This window comes from Peribacillus suis (assembly GCF_059384845.1).
The window spans coordinates 3,584,877-3,610,137 of sequence record NZ_CM182019.1 but is presented as its reverse complement, the minus strand read 5'-3'; the positions used below and the strand labels follow the sequence as shown (position 1 = coordinate 3,610,137).

26 protein-coding genes and 1 pseudogene are annotated in these 25,261 nt (G+C 43.8%); 14 read left to right on the top strand and 13 right to left on the bottom strand.

The window, feature by feature from the left end:
• The first annotated feature begins 259 nt into the window (after positions 1–259).
• From AC503W_RS17635 to AC503W_RS17605, 7 genes are all read left to right on the top strand, one after another.
• Entirely contained in the window at positions 260–1,669 is a 1,410-nt protein-coding gene (locus AC503W_RS17635; protein ID WP_427687837.1) for an isochorismate synthase, read from the top strand.
• Positions 1,662–3,413 (top strand): 2-succinyl-5-enolpyruvyl-6-hydroxy-3-cyclohexene-1-carboxylic-acid synthase, encoded by a 1,752-nt coding sequence (menD, locus tag AC503W_RS17630; RefSeq protein WP_427687835.1) that lies wholly within the window; start codon positions 1,662–1,664, stop codon positions 3,411–3,413. Before AC503W_RS17635 ends, menD begins: the two co-directional genes overlap by 8 nt.
• On the top strand, positions 3,410–4,219 hold the full coding sequence (gene menH, locus AC503W_RS17625; protein ID WP_427687833.1) for a 2-succinyl-6-hydroxy-2,4-cyclohexadiene-1-carboxylate synthase: 810 nt from the start codon (positions 3,410–3,412) through the stop codon (positions 4,217–4,219). The genes menD and menH overlap by 4 nt, the downstream gene beginning before the upstream one ends.
• Positions 4,220–4,231: 12 nt before the next feature.
• The gene (gene menB / locus AC503W_RS17620) at positions 4,232–5,050 is read left to right on the top strand and encodes a 1,4-dihydroxy-2-naphthoyl-CoA synthase (RefSeq protein ID WP_402875214.1); all 819 of its coding nucleotides are present in this window, start codon (positions 4,232–4,234) and stop codon (positions 5,048–5,050) included.
• 101 nt (positions 5,051–5,151) lie between these two features.
• The gene (locus AC503W_RS17615) at positions 5,152–6,633 is read left to right on the top strand and encodes an o-succinylbenzoate--CoA ligase (RefSeq protein ID WP_427687831.1); all 1,482 of its coding nucleotides are present in this window, start codon (positions 5,152–5,154) and stop codon (positions 6,631–6,633) included.
• Positions 6,630–7,733 (top strand): o-succinylbenzoate synthase, encoded by a 1,104-nt coding sequence (gene menC, locus AC503W_RS17610; RefSeq protein WP_427687829.1) that lies wholly within the window; start codon positions 6,630–6,632, stop codon positions 7,731–7,733. Before AC503W_RS17615 ends, menC begins: the two co-directional genes overlap by 4 nt.
• A gap of 305 nt (positions 7,734–8,038) precedes the next feature.
• Positions 8,039–8,185: a hypothetical protein gene (locus tag AC503W_RS17605; RefSeq protein WP_402991844.1), complete on the top strand. Its 147-nt coding sequence runs from the start codon at positions 8,039–8,041 to the stop codon at positions 8,183–8,185.
• A 44-nt stretch (positions 8,186–8,229) separates the two neighbouring features.
• Here the strand turns inward: AC503W_RS17605 and AC503W_RS17600 are convergent, their stop codons facing one another.
• Both AC503W_RS17600 and AC503W_RS17595 read right to left on the bottom strand, forming a co-directional pair.
• The gene (locus AC503W_RS17600; protein ID WP_494915265.1) at positions 8,230–8,925 is read right to left on the bottom strand and encodes a response regulator; all 696 of its coding nucleotides are present in this window, start codon (positions 8,923–8,925) and stop codon (positions 8,230–8,232) included.
• Entirely contained in the window at positions 8,922–10,526 is a 1,605-nt protein-coding gene (locus AC503W_RS17595) for an ATP-binding protein (RefSeq protein ID WP_427687825.1), read from the bottom strand. Before AC503W_RS17595 ends, AC503W_RS17600 begins: the two co-directional genes overlap by 4 nt.
• A gap of 143 nt (positions 10,527–10,669) precedes the next feature.
• On the opposite strand from AC503W_RS17595, the gene AC503W_RS17590 reads away from it, so the two are divergent.
• Positions 10,670–11,731, top strand: coding sequence for a DctP family TRAP transporter solute-binding subunit (locus tag AC503W_RS17590; protein WP_402875191.1), 1,062 nt, complete (start codon positions 10,670–10,672; stop codon positions 11,729–11,731).
• 48 nt (positions 11,732–11,779) lie between these two features.
• On the opposite strand, the gene AC503W_RS17585 is transcribed toward AC503W_RS17590, so the two are convergent.
• The 3 genes from AC503W_RS17585 to yidD all read right to left on the bottom strand — a co-directional run bounded on the left by AC503W_RS17585 (position 11,780) and on the right by yidD (position 13,361).
• Positions 11,780–11,941: a DUF1540 domain-containing protein gene (locus AC503W_RS17585; protein WP_402875188.1), complete on the bottom strand. Its 162-nt coding sequence runs from the start codon at positions 11,939–11,941 to the stop codon at positions 11,780–11,782.
• Between the two features lie 113 nt (positions 11,942–12,054).
• Complete coding sequence (locus AC503W_RS17580; RefSeq protein WP_427687823.1) at positions 12,055–12,999, bottom strand: metal ABC transporter solute-binding protein, Zn/Mn family; 945 nt, start codon at positions 12,997–12,999, stop codon at positions 12,055–12,057.
• 143 nt (positions 13,000–13,142) lie between these two features.
• A complete protein-coding gene (gene yidD / locus AC503W_RS17575; RefSeq protein ID WP_402875252.1) occupies positions 13,143–13,361 on the bottom strand; it encodes a membrane protein insertion efficiency factor YidD in 219 nt (72 codons plus the stop codon).
• Positions 13,362–13,565: 204 nt separating this feature from the next.
• Between yidD and AC503W_RS17570 the strand changes: the two genes are divergently transcribed.
• Positions 13,566–14,039, top strand: coding sequence for an S-ribosylhomocysteine lyase (locus tag AC503W_RS17570; RefSeq protein ID WP_402957008.1), 474 nt, complete (start codon positions 13,566–13,568; stop codon positions 14,037–14,039).
• 40 nt (positions 14,040–14,079) lie between these two features.
• On the opposite strand, the gene ytzI is transcribed toward AC503W_RS17570, so the two are convergent.
• A complete protein-coding gene (ytzI, locus tag AC503W_RS17565) occupies positions 14,080–14,235 on the bottom strand; it encodes a YtzI protein (protein WP_402875181.1) in 156 nt (51 codons plus the stop codon).
• 122 nt (positions 14,236–14,357) lie between these two features.
• Here ytzI and AC503W_RS17560 point away from each other — a divergent pair, with 122 nt between their 5' ends.
• Positions 14,358–14,798, top strand: a complete 441-nt coding sequence (locus tag AC503W_RS17560; protein ID WP_402875179.1) for a Dps family protein — start codon at positions 14,358–14,360, stop codon at positions 14,796–14,798.
• A gap of 51 nt (positions 14,799–14,849) precedes the next feature.
• Here AC503W_RS17560 and AC503W_RS17555 read toward each other — a convergent pair whose 3' ends face one another.
• Positions 14,850–15,764, bottom strand: coding sequence for a DMT family transporter (locus AC503W_RS17555; protein WP_427687821.1), 915 nt, complete (start codon positions 15,762–15,764; stop codon positions 14,850–14,852).
• 152 nt (positions 15,765–15,916) lie between these two features.
• Between AC503W_RS17555 and pdxR the strand changes: the two genes are divergently transcribed.
• Positions 15,917–17,320 carry a MocR-like pyridoxine biosynthesis transcription factor PdxR gene (gene pdxR, locus AC503W_RS17550; protein ID WP_427687819.1) on the top strand — a complete coding sequence of 468 codons (1,404 nt, stop codon included), beginning with the start codon at positions 15,917–15,919 and terminating at the stop codon, positions 17,318–17,320.
• Between the two features lie 87 nt (positions 17,321–17,407).
• Here the strand turns inward: pdxR and AC503W_RS17545 are convergent, their stop codons facing one another.
• Positions 17,408–17,665: a DUF6154 family protein gene (locus AC503W_RS17545; RefSeq protein ID WP_402875161.1), complete on the bottom strand. Its 258-nt coding sequence runs from the start codon at positions 17,663–17,665 to the stop codon at positions 17,408–17,410.
• Positions 17,666–17,906: 241 nt separating this feature from the next.
• Between AC503W_RS17545 and AC503W_RS17540 the strand changes: the two genes are divergently transcribed.
• Positions 17,907–18,251 (top strand): hydrolase, encoded by a 345-nt coding sequence (locus AC503W_RS17540; protein ID WP_402875159.1) that lies wholly within the window; start codon positions 17,907–17,909, stop codon positions 18,249–18,251.
• Positions 18,252–18,348: 97 nt separating this feature from the next.
• Positions 18,349–18,810: an RNA deprotection pyrophosphohydrolase gene (ytkD, locus tag AC503W_RS17535; RefSeq protein ID WP_427687817.1), complete on the top strand. Its 462-nt coding sequence runs from the start codon at positions 18,349–18,351 to the stop codon at positions 18,808–18,810.
• 66 nt (positions 18,811–18,876) lie between these two features.
• Here ytkD and AC503W_RS17530 read toward each other — a convergent pair whose 3' ends face one another.
• The 5 genes and pseudogenes from AC503W_RS17530 to AC503W_RS17510 form a co-directional block, all read right to left on the bottom strand.
• Positions 18,877–19,668: an ABC transporter permease gene (locus AC503W_RS17530; RefSeq protein ID WP_402875150.1), complete on the bottom strand. Its 792-nt coding sequence runs from the start codon at positions 19,666–19,668 to the stop codon at positions 18,877–18,879.
• Entirely contained in the window at positions 19,658–20,428 is a 771-nt protein-coding gene (locus tag AC503W_RS17525; RefSeq protein ID WP_402957022.1) for an ABC transporter ATP-binding protein, read from the bottom strand. Before AC503W_RS17525 ends, AC503W_RS17530 begins: the two co-directional genes overlap by 11 nt.
• 24 nt (positions 20,429–20,452) lie before the next feature.
• Positions 20,453–20,914 (bottom strand): annotated as a pseudogene (locus AC503W_RS17520) (ABC transporter substrate-binding protein); the annotation flags it as partial.
• A gap of 169 nt (positions 20,915–21,083) precedes the next feature.
• Entirely contained in the window at positions 21,084–22,583 is a 1,500-nt protein-coding gene (locus AC503W_RS17515; protein ID WP_407406251.1) for a malate:quinone oxidoreductase, read from the bottom strand.
• Positions 22,584–23,070: 487 nt separating this feature from the next.
• Entirely contained in the window at positions 23,071–23,607 is a 537-nt protein-coding gene (locus AC503W_RS17510; protein WP_403080349.1) for a TetR/AcrR family transcriptional regulator, read from the bottom strand.
• A 165-nt stretch (positions 23,608–23,772) separates the two neighbouring features.
• On the opposite strand from AC503W_RS17510, the gene AC503W_RS17505 reads away from it, so the two are divergent.
• Positions 23,773–25,203, top strand: coding sequence for a DHA2 family efflux MFS transporter permease subunit (locus AC503W_RS17505; RefSeq protein ID WP_494915259.1), 1,431 nt, complete (start codon positions 23,773–23,775; stop codon positions 25,201–25,203).
• The last annotated feature ends 58 nt before the right edge of the window (positions 25,204–25,261 follow it).

Genomic DNA, 25,261 nt, shown 5'->3' with positions numbered 1-25,261 from the left:
ATAACAAAGATTGAATTTGTTCACAAAAGGATATCCTATAAAATGTAGGAAAAGTGTTCGAGCGTGTCAAAGGGATTTGATGAGCCGGGACTTCCAAATTGAAGGAGATGCTACATCATTATCTAAGAATCATATAATAAGGAAAAAAGCAGGCATGATTTGTCGGTTCGAGGGTGGTTTTATTGACATGAGGTTAAACGGAGGTGTATCTTTAAATAGGTTAAAAAGCTTTTAAAATGTACGATTTGGGGGGATATTTTTGGCTATCTCGAAAGAAACTGAACGGTTTCAGGGACTGGCTATGGCCATACAAAAGGCGAAGAACTTGAATGAACAAGTTCTATTTAGTCATATTAAGAAAATAGAGTGCAACAACCCCCTTTCATTTTATCAAGCTGGAAGAGAACGGTATAAGGGTGAACGCTTCTTTTGGCAGGATCCCGCAAAAGATATAACCATTACTGGTTTAGGCAACGTTAAGAAAATCCAGGCGGCACCAAATGCCGACCGTTATAGAGAAGTTGAAATGAGCTGGATCAAGCTGCAGAATACTGCTGTTACAACAGGAGTGACCGATGTGGATGCGACCGGCCCTTTGCTATTTGGGGGCTTTTCTTTTGATTATGAAACCAACAGTTCGTTCCTATGGAATCAATTTGGGGACAATCTGTTCTATATACCTGCCTTCATGCTATCGATAGTGGAGGGGGAGGCCTACTTAACGACAAACCTACTTTGTTCGCCGGATGATTCAGAAAAACTCTTCATAGATATGATAAACGAAAGGGAAGCATTCCTTACCGAAAACTTTGATGATGGCGAAATACCGGCCAATGTCTTTGTTGAGCAGAAGGAAGTCGAACCTGAGGCATGGAAGAAGACCGTTGCGCGGGCCGTTGAGGAAATTAAGACGACGGATCTTGATAAGATCGTTCTGGCAAGGGAATTGCGCCTTGTGTTTGAACGCTCCATCGATTCGAAACAGGTTCTAGAGCAACTGCTTGCCGAGCAGCCGATGAGCTATATTTTCTGTTTAGAGGCAGGCGGTGACTGCTTTGTCGGGGCCACTCCTGAGCGATTAATCAAAAAGCAGGGAAATGAAGTCTTTTCAACTTGTCTTGCCGGATCAATGGGCCGGGGGAAAACCGAAGAAGAGGATACTCGTCTAGGTAATGAACTTCTTTTGGATCAAAAGAATCTACAAGAGCACAAGTACGTCGTTTCGATGATTACCAACGCTTTTGAAGCCGTATGTGATGAGGTCATCATTCCATCAGGACCGAAGTTGATGAAGAACCGTCATATACAGCATTTGTTTACACCGGTGAAAGGAACGTGTAAAGCGGATACGACTATTTTCGAGTGTGTCGAGAATCTCCATCCAACGCCGGCATTGGGTGGGCTTCCAAAAGAGAAAGCTGTCACACGCATTCGGGAAATAGAAGGTCTGGAACGAGGCTTTTATGCGGGGCCACTCGGCTGGGTGGATTCGAAGGGGAACGGTGAATTCGCGGTTGGAATCCGTTCCGCACTATTACAGGACAATGAGGCATCGCTTTTTGCAGGATGTGGCGTGGTAGAAGATTCAACACCGGAAAGTGAATTCCAGGAAACGGGGATTAAATTCAACCCGATGTTAAGTGCTTTAGGAGGAAAAATGAATGAATGACCGAGATGCATTGACAGCCTATGCTGCTTCATTTGTCGATGAGCTGGCACAAAATCGAATGAAGCATGTGGTCGTGAGCCCTGGTTCACGTTCTACACCTCTTGCTTTATTGATGGTGGAACATCCTGATATTCAGGTACATATTAATGTCGATGAGCGTTCGGCGTCTTTTTTTGCTCTTGGATTGGCTAAGGCATTAAAAGAACCAGTCGGACTTCTTTGTACGTCCGGAACGGCTGCGGCGAACTTTCATCCTGCCGTCATTGAGGCTTTCTATTCAAGGGTGCCCCTAGTTGTCCTGACAGCTGATCGCCCCCATGAGCTACGAGATGTCGGAGCTCCACAGGCCATCGACCAAATCAATTTATATGGAAAGCAAGTGAAGTGGTTTGTCGAGATGGCGCTTCCGGAGAGCAGTGATGAAATGATCCGGTATGCGAGGACCATTGGGGCGAGAGCGGTAGCGACGGCATCCATGGAACCTTCAGGACCTGTCCACTTGAACTTCCCTTTACGTGAGCCACTCATTCCAGATTTAAAACAAGCCAAGGAATATAGGCAAAGTAAGGAAACGCCGACTGTGATGATCGATAGTGGGATACGCTCACTAACGGCCGCACAATTAGACGGATTGACCTCTACTTTGTCAAAAGCAAAACAAGGCATCATCGTGTGTGGGGAACTTAGGAACCCAGAGATGAAGGATGCCATCATCACATTAGCGGACAAGCTTGGGTTCCCAATACTGGCTGACCCGCTTTCTCAGTTACGGAGCGGCACACATGACAAAGACGCCATCATCGAGGCTTATGATACATTTTTGCGTGATGAAGCTGCCAAGGCTGCATTCCAACCGGATGTCGTACTTCGATTCGGCTCGATGCCAGTCTCGAAGCCCCTGCTTTTATTCTTGAAAAAACAGAAGCAGGCTTTGACATTGGTCATCGATGGTGGTGCAGGATGGCGTGAACCGGCTGGCTTGGCCACGAGCATGATCTATTGTGATGAAGTCGATTTTTGTCATCGCATCGGTGAAAAACTGCCTGAAGCAACAGACAGAGACTGGCTTGGTTTATGGCAATCCATCAATGAAGCGACGAAGAATGCCTTATCTTCCATCCGGGATGAATCGGAGTTAAGTGAAGGAAAGCTCTTTTCCTTACTCCAGGACATGATGCCGGTAGGTTCGACCATATTCGTCGGGAACAGTATGCCTATCCGGGATTTGGATACGTTCTTTTTAAACAACGAGAAAAGCATCAAGACGATGGCGAACCGTGGGGCAAACGGAATTGATGGTGTCGTTTCCACGGCAATCGGGGTGAGCACGGTTACCGAAAATACGGTGCTGGCCATAGGTGATTTAAGCTTTTTCCATGATATGAACGGATTGCTTGCAGCCAAACTGCAAAAGCAGAACATCACGGTCCTGTTGATCAACAATGATGGCGGAGGGATCTTCTCCTTCCTTCCACAGGCGAAAGAGAAGGAACATTTCGAAACGTTATTCGGAACGCCGCACGGACTTGATTTCTCCCATGCTGCTTTGCTTTATGGAGGGAAATATAACAAGGTGCGGAATTGGGATGAATTAAAACAAGTGTTCACGGATTCCTTTGAAATACCTGGATTGAAAATCATTGAAGTGCCTACAGAGCGGGAATCCAATATGCAAACTCATCGAAATTTGTGGAGTTTTGTTTCCCAGGAAATAAAACGGGTGCTTGATGGGGAAATTTCATGAAAATTGTCAGTGGAGATGTCACATATGCTGTTGAAATAGCGGGAAATGGTGAACCTATAGTATGTCTACATGGGTTCACCGGGAACCGGGATACATGGGACTTTCTTGTTCCCATGTTGCAGGACCGCTATTCTTTGATCATGGTTGATATCATCGGCCATGGGGAAACGATGGCGCCTGATGATTTCCAGCGGTATGGGATGGAGCAAGTAGCAAAGGACTTGAAGCATATTCTAGAGACATTGAAGCTGCGAAAAGCCCATATCCTTGGTTACTCGATGGGTGGCAGATTAGCATTGGCGTTCTCTTGCTTGTATCCAGAGTATGTTCATACATTGATGCTGGAAAGCTCCTCTCCCGGTCTCAAGACAGAAGAGGAGCGAGAACACCGCAGGGGCAATGATGCGAAGCTTGCTAAGCGAATCCTTGAACATGGCATGGAAGCGTTTGTCGAACAGTGGGAAAACATCCCGTTGTTTGAAACCCAAAAAAGGTTGCCCACAGCTATACAAACTGTCATTCGACAGCAACGGCTCGCAAATACACCGATTGGGCTGTCGAACAGCTTGCTCGGCATGGGGACAGGAAGCCAACCTTCCTATTGGGAAAATCTTGAGACCCTGGATTTTCCCGTGTTGCTTGTGACGGGTGAATTGGATGAAAAATTCTGCCATATCGCTGAATTGATGCAAAGTCGATTGAAAAATGTCGAATGGAAAAAAATTAATGATGTCGGGCATGCAATTCATGTGGAAGATGGGCAAAAGTTTGGTAAAATAATAAATGGGTTTTTAAAGCGAAATTAAGGAGGAAATACGATGACAATTCAATGGGAAACAATTCGTGAATATGACGAAATTTTATACGAGAAGTATAATGGCATTGCGAAAGTATCGATTAACCGTCCGCATGTACATAATGCATTCACTCCAAAGACGACTGCAGAAATGATTGATGCTTTTGCAAGAGCGCGTGATGATGCAAGCATCGGTGTTATCATTTTGACAGGTGTAGGCGGAAAAGCCTTCTGTTCAGGTGGAGACCAAAAGGTACGCGGGAATGGCGGATATGTTGGGGAAGATAATATCCCACGCCTGAACGTACTTGATTTACAACGCTTGATCCGTGTGATTCCAAAACCGGTCGTAGCGATGGTTGCAGGTTGGGCAATTGGCGGCGGTAATGTATTGAATGTCGTTTGTGACTTAACAATCGCTGCTGACAATGCGGTCTTCGGTCAAACTGGTCCGAATGTGGGAAGCTTCGATGCCGGTTACGGTTCAGGTTACCTAGCTCGCATCGTTGGACATAAGAAAGCGCGTGAAATCTGGTACCTATGCCGTCAATACAATGCACAAGAAGCATTGGAAATGGGCTTAGTCAACACAGTTGTGCCTCTAGATCAATTAGAAGCTGAAACTGTTAAATGGTGTGAGGAAATGCTTGAGAAGAGCCCAACAGCACTTCGTTTCTTAAAAGCAGCGATGAATGCCGATACAGATGGACTTGCAGGACTTCAACAACTTGCTGGAGACGCAACTCTTTTATATTACACAACAGATGAAGCAAAAGAAGGCCGCGACGCGTTCAAAGAAAAACGTGATCCAGACTTCGGGCAATTCCCTCGTTTCCCTTAATGGAAAAAGTAAGAAAATGAGTGGTTTGATTAGTGGACAGCTTGGCGGAATTATTCGTCGAGCTGTTTTCTATATATAAAAGAAAAGGAGAGGGCCTTTGGATGACTGAAGAGAAATTGCCGAATTGGCTGAAAAACCGTGCTCATTTATCACCTGACCGTCCGGCGATCGAGTTTGAAGGGAGCACGTATACGTTTCTTGAATTACATAGGTTGACGGAAAAAATGGCGGGGAAATTGGCAGCTAGTGGGATAAAGGCTGGTGAACCATGCGCGGTTTTACTTCGGAATCATATTGATAGCGTCGTCATGATTCATGCCCTCTTTTATTTGGGCGCGAAAATCGTGGTGCTCAATAATAAGCTGACGGTCAGGGAATTATCTTGGCAAATCAAGGACAGCGAGTCAATGAGGCTGATTTCGGAAGAAGGGTTTATCGAAAAGCTTTCCGGGATCCAATCGTTGCTTCCGGACGTTGAGGTTCTTTTTAAAGAAGCGTTGCCCGCTGAAGGAACCGCTGATATACTCAATTACTTCTATCTGGAAGATACGGCCACGATCATGTATACATCGGGTACGACGGGCCATCCAAAAGGCGTCATCCAATCGTTCGGCAATCACTGGTGGAGCGCGGTCGGCTCCGTATTGAACCTTGGCTTGAGGGAAGAGGACAGCTGGTATTGTGCAGTCCCGATTTTTCATATAAGCGGGTTATCGATTCTGATGAAAAGTGTAATCTATGGAATGAAAGTCGTGTTGGTCGAGAAATTCGATGAACATGAGGCAAACCGAGCCATCTTGAATAATGGTGTGACGATGATATCGGTTGTGACGGCGATGTTGAATAGAATGCTGCATGACCTTGGTGCTGCACGTTATCCGGAAACATTTCGTTGCGCACTGCTAGGCGGAGGCCCTGCACCTGTACATATGCTCGAAGCCTGCAGGGAAAAAGGAATACCCGTTTATCAGACCTACGGCATGACGGAAACAGCTTCGCAAATCGTGACACTTGCCCCGGAAAATGCGATGACAAAGGTTGGGTCTGCCGGTAAGGCCTTGTTCCCTTCCCAACTAAGGATAGAGAAGGACGGAAAGATATGCGGACCGGGTGTACCGGGTGAGATTGTCGTATCGGGTCCGAATGTAACGAAAGGCTATCTCAATCGTTTGGATGCGACAGAGCAAGCGATTTCAGGGGGCTGGCTTTACACGGGGGATCTGGGTTACCTTGATGAAGAAGGGTTTTTATACGTGCTTGACCGGCGTTCGGACTTAATCATTTCTGGAGGGGAGAATGTCTATCCAGCCGAGATTGAGAATGTCCTAAGTACGCACCCAGCCGTTTTCGAGGCGGGTGTCACCGGTATCGATCATGAAACATGGGGGCAGGTGCCGCTTGCTTTCGTTGTCAGGCATAAAGGCATGGAAGTTAGCGAAGCTGAGCTGTTGGCCCATTGCCGAGAAGGGCTAGCTGCTTATAAAATTCCCCGCAGCGTATTATTTCTTGAAGAACTGCCACGCAATGGTGCAAGTAAGCTGCTGCGGAGGGAACTGAAGAAGCGATGGGGGGACCAGAAATGAAGTTGACATCCATCACTTTAAGGCTCGTGAAGGCCCCTTTAAAGCGGCCATTCACGACCCATCTGGAAACCGTGACGGAACGGGAAGTCATCATTGTCGAAGCACGAGATCAAGATGGGGGTATTGGATACGGGGAGGCAGTGCCATTTTCGAGTCCATGGTACACCGAGGAAACAGTGAAAACCTGTTTTCATATGTTGAAGGACTTCCTGATTCCTAAGACTTTGGCATTCGATTTGACGCATCCCAATCAGCTTGCGGGCCTTTGGAGCGGTATCAGAAGGAATGCCATGGCAAAGTCGGCCTTGGAACAGGCAATCTGGGATCTGTATGCCAAGCAAGAGGGCATCTATCTCGGAAAGCTATTCGGCGGGGAACGAACCGAAGTGGATGCTGGGGTCGTCGTTGCCTCGGATCACATAGAGGATGCACTCCGGCAAATAGAGGAAGGCTTGGCGGTCGGCTATCGACGCTATAAAATCAAGATCAATCCAGCAAATGATACGGAATACCTGACGCAAATCCGGAGGGCCTATCCAGATATCCCCTTGATGGTGGATGCGAATTCGGCCTACTCGCTTTCGGATGTCCCGCATCTGCAAAAGCTGGATGACTTTCAGCTTATGATGATCGAGCAGCCCCTTGGGCATGATGATATCGTCGAACATGCCATTTTGCAAAAGCGGCTAAAGACACCGGTTTGCCTTGATGAAAGCATCAATTCCTACCATGATGCGAAAAGTGCGCTGATGCTAAAGAGCTGCGGAGTGATCACGATCAAAATGGCAAAGGTCGGAGGTTGGTCGCAAGCGGTCAAGATTCATGATCTTTGTGTGGAGCACGATATTCCTCTTTGGTGTGGTGGCATGATTGAGTTCGGCATATCACGTGCCCATAATCTTGCACTGGCCACGTTAAAAGGATTCACGATTCCGGGAGATATCTCCTCTTCGTCCCACTATTGGGAGAGTGACATCATCGAACCGGAAGTCATCGTGAAAAATGGTGTCATTAAGGTTCCGAACAAACCGGGAATCGGTTTTGACATCCGTGAGAAGCGGTTGGATGAACTGACAAGCTATAGGGCCGTTTATAAGTAATGTAAACCCCGATGCAATAGGGGAGATTATAGTGAGTAGATGAAGCTGTCATGGGGCAGCTTTTTTGCTATGGATAAAGGAGAGAACTGGATCGGTTTCCGATTCGGCGACTCTATTACAATTCGTAACTGGTTTTACCTTCCTCCTCATTTATCGATTGAATGATTAGTCCTTATTAAAATATTTATATTCAAAAAAAGCCCCATTTACTCAAAAATGGGGCTTTGTCTATTTTTCTTTTTATGGATTATTTTGTATAATGTAAGAAAGCGAAAACATTTTAGAGAAAGGGAGGGGGGAAGAATATGAAAAAGCCGTACCTTATTGCAGAGGTTTTGTTAAGAAGGGGGATGCCGGATTTTGTCATTAAGGAAATCACTGCATTAGCGGAGTGCGAGTTGTTTCTTTTGAAAAGAAAATGGGGAATGTATGACCGGACGAAGGAAGCATGAAAGGAACCGTCTTCATGGTATGAATCGGTCCCTTTTCATATGGGCTATTCCTTGTTAAGGCGGTATCGATTGACAGGGCGGCCAATATTGCCATACTGGACATCAAGTTGAAGGATTTCTTCATCATGTAAGTACTCGAGATAGCGTCGGGCCGTCACCCGCGCAATGCCGATTCCATCGGCGACGTCCTCTGCGGATAGAGAGCCAGGTTGGGTTTTGATGAATTTCGTGACCTGTTCCAGAGTGGACCCGTTCAACCCTTTGGGGACATTTTTTTTCAATGTCTGCTTAGGAGACGATTGGTTTTGGAAGAGAAGGCGATCCAGTTGGGTTTGAGAGATAGAATGATCTGGCTCAACTTCCATGCGAAAGGCATAATACTGCTCAAGTGTATGTTGCAGCCTTTCGAATTTAAAGGGTTTAATTAAATAATCAAAGGCTCCATTCTGAATCATTTTCCGGATGGTTTTCTGATCATTGGCCGCCGAGATGATGATGACGTCGACATCAAGTTGGTCTTTCCTTATTTGATAAAGCGTATCCACGCCATTCAAGTTCGGCATGAAGATGTCCAAAATGACAAGATCCGGTTTTAGCTTCTTGATTTTTCCAAGACCTTCCAGTCCATTATTAGCCGTATCCACCACGGTAAAGGCGGAAAGGCGCTCGATAAATTGTTTATTTACCTCCTGGACCATTGGGTCATCTTCAATTAAAAGTACACATATTTGATTGGTCATTTGATCTCCTCTATATCCTGCATGGGAAAGGAAAGAAAAAAGCTAGTCCCTTCGTTAGGCCGCGTCGTAAAACTCATTTCACCATGCGCCTTTTTTACAATTTGATTGATTAGATAAAGTCCTATTCCCGATCCCCCGGAACCTTTTGTCGTGAAACCATACTCGAAAATATCCTTATGTATAGGTTCGGGAATGCCCGGTCCATTGTCTTCCAGCACGATTTGACAATGCCGTTCATCTTGATAGATGGACAGATAGACCTGCTTGGATTCTTCGGTCGAATATTTGAGTGCCGCAAAAGAATTCTCAATCAGATTTCCGACGATCAAGACAAAATCATGATAATCCATGTCAGGTGGAAAGCGGTCCAGCTTCGTATGCTTATCCATGGTAAGCTCGATGCCAAGTTCCCTGCCTAAGGAAACCTTACTCAAAAGTAGCCCCACTAAATTATCATCGTGTATGTGCTTCGTTAAGAACCTGGTCAATTCCTCCTGTTCCTCGGTGATCTGAAAAATATACTGTAGAGCATCGTCTAAATTTCCTAGTTGTATCAATCCAGCGATCGTATGTAGCTTGTTCATATGTTCATGATTTTGTACACGCAGAGCTTCCACGAATGCCTTTACGCTTGTCAGTTCTTCGGCAAGCTTCGTCACATCCGTCCGGTCTTGGAAAATGGCCACGGCGCCGACGGTCTTATCGTCTATCTTGATCGGTACCCGGTTGCTCAGGATGTTTTTTTGCTGGACGGAAATTTCCTGATTGACGATGGGAGTAGTCCGTTCCAAAACTTCTGGGAGGCGGGTATCATCCACCACATCCGTGATTTTTTTGCCGATCACGGAACCGCTTATGTTCAGCATCTGTTTGGCCTTTTCATTGAATATCGTAATGATCTGATTAGTGTCAATGGCGATGACCCCTTCATGCATGGCATTGAAGGCGGCCGTCCTTTCAACGAGCATCTGGGAAATCTGGTGTGGCTCAAGCTGGAAGGTTTCCTTTTTAATGCGCCTGGCCAGTAGCCATGAGCCGCATACACCAAACAGAAGCGTCAAAAAGAGAAGAAGCAGTATTTCCGTCTTTAAGTCAGTGATGACTTCCGGGATCGTCGGCAGGATGTTCCCGACAAGGACGACACCTATCTGTTTGTTTTCTTCATTTAGGATGGGAACGAAGGCACGAACGGAAACGCCAAGTTCCCCTACGGCTTTCGAGATATATTCATGTTCTGCAAAAGCGGCACGCTCATCATTGCTTTTCGATAAGGTTCCCAGTTGGCTGTAAACCGGATGGGAGTACCGCATATGTTTTTCATTCAGGACAACGATATAATCGGCCTGATGAATTTTTCTTAAATTTTCAATGATGGGATTCAGTTCGGTCCAGCCTTCAGGTTCCAGGACCATCTTTTGTACTTCGGGAAGTTCTGCAATCGTATGGGCCGTGATCATCGAACGGGCACCGGTTTCCTCTTCCCTGATGGAGACGATATTCCCAAAAATGATAATCCCACCAATGAGGATGGAAAAGGCCACGATTATAAAGGATAGCAGGGTGATCTTTAATTGAATCGGCATATGAAAGGATTTATCCATTTGTTTTCCTCCATTAGATCTCTCCTTAATACTACCAGAATCTTCGGTTATTTTCGCCCAATTTCCTAGGTTGTCATACAACGGTGAAAAAGCTGTGATAGAATGAACGTATAATGTGAAGCGTTCGGTAAGGAGATGTCACTATGCGTGCTTACGGGGGATACCTGGTGTTGATCGGAATAGGGGTATTGGTTGCGGTTTATATCGCCTTTCAATCGTTCTTTACAAGCTTTGGGTTCGATTTGCCCATAGATGAGGAACAGGTTGGAATGGAGGATCAAATCGTGATTAAGTTCAGTCATGTGGTGGCTGAGAATACACCCAAGGGTTTGGCGGCAAGCCGGTTTGCGGCCCTTGTGGACGAATATACCGATCACCGTGTCAAAATTGAGGTGTACCCGAATCAATCGTTGTATAGTGATCGCGAAGAAATAGAGGCATTACAAGAAAATAAGGTGCAGATGATTGCACCGACCACTTCTAAAATTACGAACATATCGGAAAAATGGATGCTTTTGGACCTTCCTTATATCTTTCCCACGGATGCTGCCCTCAAAGAAGCGCTGAATGGGGAAGTAGGAGAAGAACTTCTGAATCATTTAGCTGAGGTAAATATCGAGGGTCTTGCCTTTTGGTCCAATAACTTTAAACAAATGACAAGCAATGAGCCCATCCGCCGTCCTGAAGACTTGTCCGGGAAAAACTTCCGGATCATGCCAAGTCCTGTGCTGGAGAGTCAATTCGAACACTTTGGTGCGTCAACCTCGAAGTTGGAGTTTAATGACACATTCAAAAGTCTGGAAATCAAGAAAACAGATAGCCAGGAAAATACGATCTCCAATATCTATTCCAAGAAGCTATATGACGTGCAAAAATATTTAACCATAAGTGACCATGGCTATTTAGGGTATGTCGTCATGATGAATCAATCCTTTTGGGAAGACCTTCCTCCGGATATCCAACAGCAAATCACGCGGGCGATGGATGATACCACATCTTGGCTTTGGGACAAGGCGAAGGAAATGAACCAAACCCAGCTACAAGCCATTGAAGAGAAATCCACGATTGAAGTCTATACCTTATCCGATAAAGAGAGAAAGCTGTGGATGAAAGAAATGACAAGCATCTATCCAGAATTCGAGCCAGTCATCGGAAAAGACTTGATGGAGAAGATGGAAAGGATACGCGAGAAATATATCGAGTGAAAAAAACCGGACTCAAATCCAATCTTTGAGTCCGGTTTCTTAATGAACTTACAAATCCTCAGCGGGTTTGAAGGTGCGGCATCCAGTTTGATGGCTTGTGTGAGCACGTTCTTCTGAATAATGCTCGATTTTAATCATGTCAGCGGAACAACGATTGCCGTGCTTCCAAAACGTACAGCTGTCAACAGCACATTTTACATCCTGAGCCATATGAATTCCTCCTCCTTTAATGGTACATCTATAGCTTTGAACAAAGGAAGTGCATTTACACTGGATTAAAAATGGAAAAGAGGCGAACCATGTGGGTTCGCCTCCTGATATGTTTAGTGTAATGCCGTTTGTAGGGTCTTGATGTTATTTTCCATGAGGCTGAAGTAATCCTCACCGGCTTCGATGTCCTTATCTGTCAGAACGGAAAGATTGTGGAACTCGAGTGCTTCCGCCCCCATTTCCTTCTGGATGATTTCGGTCAGCTTGGAACTGATATTCTGTTCGAAGATGACGTAATGAAGGTCTTCATCTTTAGCCATGGAGACGATGCTAGCCAGCTGTTTTTGCGACGGTTCATTTGACGAGGTAAGTCCGGTTACCCCGATTTGTTCAAGGCCGTAGCGATCTTCCCAATACCCATAAGCAGAATGGGAAACAATCACTTTATTCGTACGACCGGCCTTGATTGTTTTCGCGAACTGCTTGTCGAGTGCCTTCAATTTATCTGAAAGCTCGTTAAAACGCAATGTGAAGTAGCTTTCCTGTTCCGGCATCTGCTTCGTTAACTCGTCTTTCACGGTTTCGGCCATCTGAATGGAATAGATGGGGTCGAGCCATAGATGTGGGTTGACGCTGCCATGATCATGGCCATCGTCATCGGGTTCTCCATGTTCATGATCGTGTTCCTCATCATGTTCATCTACTGAAACGGTTTCACCTACAGCGACCGTAGTTACGCCTTCACCCTTTAAGATCGGTTCAGCTTTTGTGACAAAGCCCTCTAAATTATATCCAATATAGAAAAATAGGTCTGAGTTCGCCATGCCTACAATATCCTTTTGGGAGGGATCGAAGGTATGCTCATCTGTACCCGGAGGATAAACCGTCTCAACGTTCACAAATTCGCCCCCAATGGTTTCCGTGAAATATTCCAGAGGATAAACGGTCGTGTATATATCCAGCACATCTTTATCTTCCTTCTGCTTTCCTTCAGACTTGCCGCAACCTGTAAGGGCCAATGCTGCAATGAGTGAAAGAAGTAATAATTTTCTTTTCATGAAAAAATTCTCCTTTTTGAATAATTCGTATTGATTACGATTTAAAATGTATGGTTTTGAAAACGAAATGATTACGATTTGACTATAGTATAATACATAAAATCGTTCCGAAAAGCAAGGTTTTTTTGACGCGTTCCTTCTTATTACTGTTTTTTCTTTTTTTCTGGAACAAGGTCAATACCACCTGGATGGAACGGATGGCATTTAAGAATCCTGATGATGGCTAGCCAGCTTCCTTTGATCGGACCGAAACGGTTCACGGCCTCTAAACCGTAATGAGAACAGGTAGGGTAAAAACGGCATGTTGGCGGTTTTAATGGAGAAACCACAATCTGATAAAAACGTATGATGCCCATGATCATTTTTTTCAGCAAGCAATTTCATCTCTTTTCAAATAAATTCACTATCGTTTATTATACCATATTTCTTTTGTTTTCTAGAAGGTTAATAAAGGATGTGAGAAAGGATTTTAGGCCTGTTCAGCCAATTGGCATAAATTTAAAAGGGTGAAATATATTGTGTTTCAAGGTAAAATAGAAGAGACATACAATTAAGGAGTGAATAAAATGCCTTCAGTTGAAAGCTTTGAATTAGATCATAATGCTGTTAAAGCCCCCTATGTAAGACATTGCGGTGTCCATAAGGTCGGAACAGATGGTGTTGTTAATAAATTTGATATCCGTTTCTGCCAGCCGAACAAGCAAGCGATGAAGCCGGATACGATCCACACTTTGGAACATTTGCTCGCGTTCAACATCCGTAAGCATTCCGAGCAGTACGATCATTTTGATATCATCGACATTTCGCCAATGGGTTGCCAAACAGGATATTACCTGGTTGTGAGTGGTGAGCCGACCGTGACGGAAATCATCGACGTATTGGAAGATACGTTCAAGGATGCCCTGCAAATCACGGAAATTCCAGCTGCTAATGAAAAGCAATGCGGCCAAGCAAAATTGCATGATCTTGAAGGAGCCAAGAAATTGATGAATTTCTGGTTATCACAAGATAAAGCGGACCTTCATAAAGTATTCGGTTAAGCTCTAAAAAAATCCTGTCTTTTCCAAGACAGGATTTTTTTTATTTATCTTGGTCTTTTTCCTCTTCTTCGTTTTTTGGCAGCGGGTCAATTGGATCGACAGTATGCTTGTAGCTATAGCCTTTACCAATCGTCAGGACGGATAGCCCCAGTACAATCAAGATGACTATGATGGATATCACCAAAACCGTAAACATATTGACAGCTCCTTTGGGACAAATTATATATTCATTTTAGCATAAGAATTGAAGCGATAAAGGTTTCAATTTTTGTGGAGAGGGAACTATATAGGTATAACCAACTAACGGAGGTAGATATTATGACTCAGAAAAAATTAGGTAAATTAGTAAACAAAGAAATTGCAAACTTCAATGTCCTTTATACAAAAATCCACAATTTCCACTGGTTCGTAAATGGACCCCACTTCTTTGAACTTCACCAAAAACTAGAAGAATTATACACAGAAATCGGCACAGACATGGACGAGCTAGCTGAACGACTTTTAGCCATCGGAGAAAAACCGGTCGCTACGCTTAAAGAATATTTAGAATTGACGACTCTTGAAGAAGCGACAGGTAAAGAAAATACAGAAGATATGGTACAAAGCGTCATCACCGATTTCGAAAAACTTTCTACGGAATTCCTAGAAATCATCGAAGCCGCTGAAGAGGAAGATCCAGTAACAGCCGATATGCTGACTAGCATGAAGAAAAGCTTGAACAAACATGCTTGGATGCTACGTGCTTATTTAGGAAACTAAGCTTAGAATGAGATGGGTTCTACTTCGGTAGGGCCTTTTTTTGTTTCTAGACTATTTCGTCAAATCACTTTTCACGTCTTCTGTCTCGGCTTTCATTCGTGGTGCTCTTGCTACACGTCGGGTCGCTGCCACACAAAGCACCACAGCTATATTCACAGCTATGAGTGTGGGACCAACCTCCTCATGCAGAAAGACAGCTGCAAGCAACATCCCGAAAAATGGTTGAAGGAGCTGCAGCTGCCCAACCGCCGCTATACCACCCTGAGCGAGACCACGGTACCAGAAGATGAAGCCGATGAGCATGCTGAATAAAGATACATAAGCAAGGCTCAATAGTGAAGGTCCACCAATGTCGTCCCACGAATCCGGGGATAGATAGACGGAAAATGGAAGCATTAGGGGAAGGGATAGAACGAGAGCCCAACAGATCACCTGCCAGTCCCCTAGCTTCCGTGAGAGTCGAGCGCCTTCAGCATAACCGAGACCACATATGATGATCGAGGCCACCATGTAAACGTCGCCGATTGGGGAAGCTTCCCCATCTTGGATGAGGGCATACCCTGCAACCAGGAAGCTACCAGCAGCAGAAAATATCCAGAAGGAGGGACGTGGGCGTTCCCCACCCCGAATCACCCCAAATATAGCCGTCGAGAGCGGAAGTAGACCAATGAAGATGATAGCATGTGCCGATGTGACAGATTGCAGGGCCAAGGCAGTCAGCAGTGGGAAACCAACCACGACACCAACCGCTACGATCATAAGAGGGACGATATCCGTTCTTTCAGGACGTGACTGCCGGAAGAGAAGAAGAAGGGCTCCTGCCAATACACCTGCTATCGCCGCGCGGCACAAGGTAAGGAACACTGGATCGAAATCCGCTACAGCTAAGCGAGTCGCAGGCAGTGAGCCGCTAAAAATCATTACGCCAATAAAACCGTTCACCCAACCATTTGATGTTTTCTTCATTACAATCACTCCCAATCATATTTCTCCAACATCCTTTTTTATCTGCGTCTTATTCCTTTTAATGGATTACAATGAATATAAACAGAAAATGGTTCTTAATAAACAGCCAGTTTCTTTAAATAAAACCATGCCAGTTAGGAGGGATCATCGAAGTGGATATCACATTTTTTTTAAATCGAAACCACGATACGCCCCTTTATCAACAGCTCTATCAGCTTTTCAAGAAAGAGATGCAGGAAGGGCATCTTCAAAAAGGGATGAAACTTCCTTCCAAAAGGGTGCTCGCGTCTCAGCTTTCAATCAGCCACACGACAGTCGAGCGTACCTATGATCAGCTTGCGGCTGAAGGGTACATTGTGAGCAAGCCGAGAAGCGGCTGGTATGTGGATTATAGTGAATCCGATTTTGTACATATGGCAAACGACTCTTCCATTAAGCCCAAAATAAAAGAGAATGAACAATGGATTGACTTTCATTATGGCCATGTGGATTCAACCCACTTTCCTTTTTCTTCTTGGCGAAAAAGTATGGTCAGTAGCTTAGATCAATATGGTCAACAGCTTTATCGGCCAGGGAATATATTGGGGGAACCTGTGTTGAGAGAGCTTATTGCCGAATATTTATATCATTCACGCGGTGTTCATTGTCAACCTGAACAGGTCATTTTAGGGGCGGGTAATCCTATACTGTTACAGATCTTATGCCAAGTCTTTGGGCGGGACATTTCCATAGGGTATGAGGATCCGGGCTTTCCGAGAGCGAGGAGGATCTTTGAAATCAATTCTATGAAGATTCTCCCTATGCCAGTGGATGAAGAGGGTATCTGTATGCAGGGAATCCGAAATGAAAATCCTTCTCTTGTATATGTAACGCCTTCTCATCAATTTCCACTCGGCACCACCATGACGGTCAACAGAAGAAGGCAGCTCCTTAAATGGGCAGAGGATAACCAATCTTATATCATTGAGGATGATTATGAGGGGGAGTATAGATACAGCGGACAGCCGATTCCTTCTTTGCAAGGGATTGACCAGCATAACCGGGTCATTTATATGGGCACTTTCTCTAAATCCCTTCTCCCCTCGTTGCGCATCAGCTATATGGTTCTTCCTGCACCTCTATTAGAAAAAGGTACCGAAATCACTTCCTTGTATAAACAAACGATATCCTGTCACATTCAGTTTACGCTTGCTGAATTTATCAAAAGGGGCGAATGGCAAAAACACATCAACAGAATGAGAAAGCTGTATCAAAAAAAGAGAGAGATGGTATTAGAGACCATCCAAAACGAATTAGGAAGACATGTGAAGATACGGGGAGGAGATTCAGGTCTGCATATCTTGCTTGACGTGGACTCACGGTTTAATGAAGTAGAGCTTATTGAGAGGGCAAAAATGCATGGCGTGAAAATCTATCCCGCTTCCCTGTTTTATACAAAGCAACCTCCGACCACCACTGTCTTAATAGGGTTCGCAGGGGTTTCAGAAGAAGAAATACAAGTGGGCATAAAGAAATTGAAAGGTGCCTGGGATCTAGAAGACGATAAGTTGAAGTAGGTAGACTGAGAAAATTATTTCGGTTATTAACAGATCCCAAAAAAAGAAAGGCGTCCCAAGATGCGGGACGCCTAATATGGTATGTAATTAATGTATATTCCTTGGTGAAAAGTGAGTAGGTTTCGTATCATTTAAACTATTTTGTGCGAATTTTCCTTTTAACGTTTCAATAATGTAAAGGCCCATAAGATCGGTTAGTTCTTGGTCATCCATCTCTTGAAGCAATTCAAAAATTTCCTTGCGGTCCAATTGTTCCAGGACAGCAAAGGTTAGCATATCAATGTCTTCTTCATCACCAGTCAATTTATTACGGTACATGTTGTACAATTCTTCAATCAACTTCATAACTTTCACCTCACATTTCTTGAAAATCCGTTATCTCTTTATATGTAGGTTATCAAAAAAAACTCATGATGCATATAAAAATCTGTAGGATGCTTGGGCTTATTATATGTTTTACCCTTTGAAAGATACTTTAATCTATTATTTAACATCTTTCCCATTTGTGCAAACAAATTTTTCCATCGTATGAAGGTGGAATCTGGTGAGAAAATAAGCGTAGGAGTTAGGGAAAGGATGATGACGAATGGAAGAAACAAGGAAAAAGTATTACGTATACATCCCAAACGGGCAAATCACGCAGGACCGGGAAAGTTCTCCATGGAATTTTGAAATCGAGGCAACGGATAATGAAATCATCCAGCTTCGGGAATTGTTCGATTACAATTATTCAGTAGGGGAAGATAATTTTTATCGTGCCCACGTACCGTATTTACAATATCATTATGACCGTGAAAACGATGAACAGGATGTCACGCTTCAAAAGATTTATGAAATGATCTATATGCTAGGAACAGAAGAAGGCAAGCGGCATATCGAAAGCATGGGTATTCTGCAGGCAAAGCGGACAGATGATGGCCTCGAATATTAGAGGTCATCTTTTTTGCTACATTCTCATTTTTTTATCTTATAATAAGTATAACTCAAATGGAGAGAAATGGGTGAAATAAGGATTGGTTGTGGGAAATATGAAAAGCTTTCTAGACGAAAATGGATATATGGTCGAGTTTTCACATGATGAGGCTTTCGGGGTTGCCTATCATGTATTTGTCATATGCCGATACAGTGGCAAGTGGGTATTGACGAAACACCGGAAGCGCGGGTTGGAATTTCCAGGTGGCAAGCGGGAGGATGGAGAAACGATTGAAGGGGCAGCCAAGCGTGAAGTGTATGAAGAAACAGGCGGATTGGTGAACGAGTTGATTTTTTTAGGGCAATACAAGGTCCATGATCCCATGAAACCGTTCATTAAATCCATCTATTTCGCCGAGCTAGGTGGTCTGGAAAGCAAAAAGGATTATCTGGAGACGGACGGACCGCTCCTTTTGGCTAAGCTGCCGGACGTCCCGGGCGAGGAGTACAGTTTTATCATGAAAGACGAAATCCTGCCGCTTAGCCTGAAACGGCTTAAAGACATGATGGAAGGATGACAAAGAGACAGTCAGCAGGCTGTTTCTTTACATAAAAAAACTGCCGATTTACGATCAGCAGCTAGGTCAGTCCTTGATCAATTTTCGTTCAAGCAGTTCGACAAGCTGGTACATGATGGTTGCGAAGACGGCGATGATCATCAAGGCAAGCATCACGAGGGTGAAATTGAAGACTTGGAATCCATAGATGATTAGGTAGCCGAGCCCTTTTGCGGAAACAAGGAATTCTCCGACGATGACACCCACCCATGAGAGTCCCACGTTCACTTTCAAGGTGGAGATGATGGTTGGAAAGGAAGCGGGTAATATGGCTTCCCGGAACGACTGTAACCGTGTGGCACCAAATGTTTGAAGGACTTTCAGGTAGTTTGGGTCGACTTCCCGAAATGCGGTATAGACGACAATCGTGGTGATGATGATGGAAATGATCGCTCCCATGGAAATAATCGAAGGGAAGCCGGGACCGAATGCGACGATGATGATGGGACCAAGGGCCACTTTCGGCATCGCATTTAAAATGACGAGATAGGGATCAAGGATATTGGATAGTCTAGGAGACCACCAAAGTACGGAAGCGAGCACCGTCCCAAGCAGTGTTCCGATAAGAAAGCCGAGTACGGTTTCGAATAGCGTCACGCCCGAATGGGAGAGCAGGGAACCATCAGCCACTTTCGTTAAAAATAACTGCCAGACTTTCGAAGGGGAACTGAAGATGAGCGGATCGATCCATTTCATCCGTGAAAACAACTCCCACCCACTGAAAAAGACGATGAAAATGAGGAGCTGATAAACACGGACCAGCTTTTTTTCTTTTTTCAACGAGGCTTTATATTGGCCATGAAGCTGTTCAATATTCAAGACTTTCAAGCTCCTTCCAAATTGTTTGGAATAACGCGGTGTACTCTGGATGATTACGGGCATGGAAAGGTGTCAGTTCACGCAATTCCATGGGCACATCGAATGTCTTATGGATTTTACCTGGTTTCGCAGCGAACAAATAGATCCGGTCACTCATCGCAATCGCTTCACCGATATCATGGGTCACAAGGACAGCAGTCTTTCCGAATGATTTCAGTGTTTCCGATACAAGGTCCTCGAGTTTCAGTTTCGTTTGATAATCCAGGGCAGAAAATGGTTCATCAAGAAGCAGGATCTTCGGGTCAACGGCGAGAGTCCGGGCCAGGGCTGCACGTTGCCTCATTCCACCAGAGAGTTCGCGTGGATACGACTTTTCAGATCCGGCCAAACCCACCTCATTCAATAACTTCAACGCTTTGACCCGTTCCAATCCTTCATTTTTCTTCAATAGACGTAACCCCAACGTAACATTTTCATCTATCGTCTTCCATGGAAAGAGGTAATCCTGTTGAAGCATATAGCCAATCGGAAAATCATGATCCGTCCCAAGCGGTTCGTTCTCGAGCAGGATTTTCCCAGAAGTGGGTGGAAACAGTCCGGCGATGATGGAAAGCAGGGTCGTTTTCCCGCAACCGCTCGGGCCAAGAAAAGAGACGAATTCACCTTTTTCAATATCGAGAGAAATGCCCCCAAGTGCGGTTTGGGCCGCCTGATTTGAAAAATACGTGTGGTGAATGTCTTCGATCGTCAAAAATCCCATGAGACATCCTCCTTACTCTGTACCTTATTTGGAGACTTCTTTTGCAAAGTCCGTATTGACAAGCTCATCATGGCTGATGCGTGTAGGCAATTCACCGGCTTCGTCCATGATATCCTGCAAGTTATTCCATTCTTCTTCATCCAGAATCGGATCCGGTGCAAAGGAACCTTGCTCCTTGTAACGGTCGATAACGGTCTCCATCGTCTCAACGTCGATATCATCGAAGAATGGTTGGATCACTTTGGCGACTTCTGCTGCATCATTTTCCTGCACCCAATCCTGTGCCTTCTTCAAGGCTCGAGTAAATTTCTCTACGGTCTCTTTATCGTCCTTCAGATAACTTTCCTTGGCCATAAAGGTGGTATAGGGAAGATGACCGGACTCTGCACCAAAGGAAGCGACAATATGGCCCTTGCCTTCTTTCTCGAACACACTGGCAGTCGGTTCAAACAATTGGACGAAATCACCTGTACCGGATGCGAAGGCAATGGATAACAAGATACATACAAAACATGGTATGGGAAGATTAGTGAATCTATTTTTATGGTCTATGTCATGATTTCCAGTTTGGCGGAATAAATAGAGGGGGAGAGTTTTGAGTTAAAATGAATAAAAAAAAACCTTCAATCCTTTTCAGATTGAAGGTTATCGAATATTAATTATAGGCTTTTTCTTTTTTTTTGTGTAAACCAAGTACCTCTGCTGTAGAAGAATGAACTTCTTCAAGAACGTCTGGGTTATCTTTCAAGGAAATGCCGTAAGACGGAATCATTTCTTTAAGTTTCGGTTCCCATTCTTGCTTCTGTTCAGGGAAGCATTTGTCGATGATTTGAAGCATAACATGGACGGCTGTTGAAGCACCTGGTGATGCACCCAATAACGCGGCAATCGAACCGTCAGCCCCTGTAATGACTTCCGTACCAAATTGAAGCGTTCCTTTTCCTTTATCCGTATCTTTGATAACTTGAACACGTTGTCCAGCTACGACCAAATCCCAATCTTCAACTTTAGCGTTAGGGATGAACTCACGTAATTCTTCAACGCGTTGTTCTTTCGATAACATAAGTTGCTGAACCAGATATTTAGTCAAAGGCAATTCTTTTGCGCCAGCTGATAACATCGTCAAGACATTATTCGGTTTGACGGAAGTGATTAAATCAAACATGGAACCTGTTTTCAGGAACTTCGGTGAGAAGCCGGCAAACGGTCCGAATAGCAATGATTTTTTATTATCGATGAATCGTGTGTCAAGATGCGGAACAGACATTGGTGGAGCACCAACTTTAGCTTTTCCGTATACTTTGGCATGATGTTGCTCGATGATTTCTGGATTATTACATACCATGAAGATCCCGCTGACAGGGAATCCACCAATATGCTTCCCTTCAGGGATACCGGATTTTTGCAGTAAGTGCAAGCTTCCGCCCCCGCCGCCGATGAAGACGAATTTAGCATTATGGCGTTCAACATTACCCTTGGCGTTACGAACTTTCAATTCCCAAGAACCGTCGTTAGCCCGTTTAATGTTATCAACAGAATGTTTATATTTAATATCTACATTTTTATTTTCTAAGTGGTCAAATAACATACGCGACAAGGCACCAAAGTTAACATCTGTTCCAGAGTCGATTTTAGTGGCCGCAATGCGGTCATTCGATGGACGGTTTTCCATGATAAGTGGAATCCATTCCTTTAATTTTGCAGGGTCTTCAGAAAATTCCATCCCTTGGAATAGAGGGCTTTCTGATAGCGCTTTAAAACGTTTCTTTAAGAACGCAATATTTTCTTCCCCTTGAACCATGCTCATATGTGGCAATGACGTGATGAAGTCTTGTGGATTATTTATCAGCTTGTTCTTTACTAGATAAGACCAAAACTGAGTTGAAAGTTGAAATTGTTCGTTAATTTTAAGGGCCTTGCTAATATCAATAGAACCATCTGGTTTTTCAGTTGTGTAATTAAGTTCACACAGTGCTGCATGACCTGTCCCCGCATTATTCCACTCGTTAGAGCTTTCTTCCCCCGCGCTTTCAAGCTTTTCGAACACCTTGATTTCCCATTCCGGTACTAGTTCTTTAAGCATTGTCCCCAAAGTCGCGCTCATGATCCCGGCACCAATTAAGATGACGTCTGTTTTGATTTCTCCGTTGCTCATCATTACCATCCTTATACCCTAAAATTTGCAGAAAGGATGTAGGTGGTCCTGCTTAGGCGTCACAATAAGCCAAGGCGTGACCTGGTCACACATCATTCCTGTCTTTATTATAAGCATATCATACTGTATTGCTTTTTTTAATAGATTAAAATAGCCAATAATACTATATCGTTAAAATATAGATGATGTGAAGTAGTGAACGTAAATTATATCGCTGCTTTGGTTATGAGCATAAACCCAATACCAATAGGTAAAACCAATGAAACATGACCTACCATTTATACATTATCTCCATTATATCTTAAAAACACTCTCAGAAAAAGTTTATCCAATTGGATTTTCCACCCGTATTTCTTATAGAAGGAAAGTAATGGAGAACGTAAATAAAGAGATAAATCCGGTCGATATTTATTTTACACCTTTTAATGAAAAGAATGCATAATAAATGTAAAAAAAGAGCATTTTAATTATTTGGTTTGCTACTCGATTATCGATAGAGTTCAATAATTTGTTTGGCAATGTATTCGGAACTGAAATGAACGCCATCTTTAAGCCACCACATGATGACACCCAGGATGGAGGAGGCAAGAATATCCATGGATAACGTTACTTCCTTTGTCCGGTCCCTTACACGTTTTATGGCAATGGAGTCCTTTAAGATCATATGCAATTTTTTCTTGAAACCCGGGTGGGCAAAAAGCACGGCAAAAAGCTTTCGGTGCTTATAAAAGTAATCCAAAAACGTAATGAATTGCTCTTCATTATTCAAATTATCAATTTGCAGGATGGGTGACAATTCCAACGACAAGTCGTCGAAAATATCATAGACCAATTGTTTTAACAAATCATTAATATCGACAAAGTGTAAATAAAAAGTTGCACGATTCAGCTCTGCGCGGTCCGATATCTTTTGGACGGTAAGCTTCGATATATCAGGGTTTTCAATCAAGATATCCGTGACGGCCTTTTTAATCATTCGCTTAGAGCGAAGGGCACGGGGATCCTGCTTTTTTTGTGTCGACAACGTAAACCTCCTTCATCTATTATTTCGAACTTCTTCAATATATTTTACAAATCTGTTGTTTAATTAACACTTCATAACAAATTGTGAATAGGCATCCAAAAAAATGAATGGTACTATCTATTTTATTGACAAGGTGTTAAAAAAGCAAATGAAGTGAGGGGTAATATGTCGGAACCAATCAATAAAAAGGTATTATTAACCGTGTTGATTTTAGGGTGTTTTTTATCCACTTTAAATCAAACCCTTTTAAACGTCGCACTAAGTAACTTAATGGAGGTATTTTCTGTATCCGCTACAACCGTGCAGTGGATATCCACTGGGTTTATGTTGGTGAATGGGGTGTTAATCCCGATTACGGCCTATTTAATGAAACGTTTTTCTACACGCCAATTATTTATAAGTTCGATGCTGTTTTTATTAATTGGCTCTATTTTGTGCGCGGTAGCACCGAATTTCGCTATTTTACTGATGGGACGTATGATTCAGGCCATTGGGGCAGGAATTATTATGCCATTGCTAATGAGCGTCGTCATGTTTATTTTTCCTCCAGAAAAAAGGGGAAGCATGATGGGGTTGATGGGACTGGCGATCATATTCGCTCCAGCCATTGCACCGACATTGGCCGGTTTCGTTATTGAATATTATTCATGGCGCTGGTTATTCATCGGGATCATTCCATTTGTCGTGATCGTCATATTATTAGCGATGAAATATTTAATCAATGTTTCGGAAACAGAAAAAGTGAAGTTGGATGTAGCAAGTGTTATTTTATCAACCATCGGATTTGGTCTTATTCTATATGGCTTCAGTAATGCCGGGAGCCATGGGTGGGATGATAAGGTTGTCATAATGACCATACTTGTAGGGATTGTGACGATAGCGATTTTCTGTATGAGACAAATAAAATCATCTGATCCGTTCCTTAACTTATCGGTTTTTAAGAATAAAGTATTTACGCTAACTTCCATCATTAACATCTTCGTTACGATGATGATGTATGCGGATATGATCCTATTGCCGATCTATTTACAAAATGGTCGAGGATTCACTGCATTTGACGCCGGTTTATTATTATTGCCGGGTGCTATCATCAACGCCTTGATGTCTCCGGTCACGGGGAAATTGTTTGACCGCTTAGGCGCGAAACCGGTATTCATCATCGGGTTGATTTTCATCATTCCGTCCATGTGGGTGGTTACAGATTTAACCGAATCGACGACCTTCGTCTTTTTGATGGTGCGGACCATTTTCCTTCGCATAGGATTGAGCTTTATTACGATGCCATTAAACACGGCCGGTTTGAATGCCTTACCGAAAACACTAGTGACACATGGTACAGCCGTGAATAATACGGTTCGCCAAATTGCAGGGGCAATTGGAACGGCTATTGTCGTTACCGTGTTTACGGCACAAACGACAAAGCATGGGGAAATATTGTTGGGGGATACACCAAATGCTACAGGTGAATCCATCCGCGCACTAGCTTCGATTTTGGGTTCGAGTGATGCCTATTATTTCATGACCATCCTAGCGATTATCGCGTTCGTGTTAACCCTGTTTGTTCCGTCTAAAGCAAAGATTAAACAACCATCATAATTGGTCAGCCAGTACTTTCGGGTACTGGCTTTTTTCTATCCTTATGAATCTCATTCTG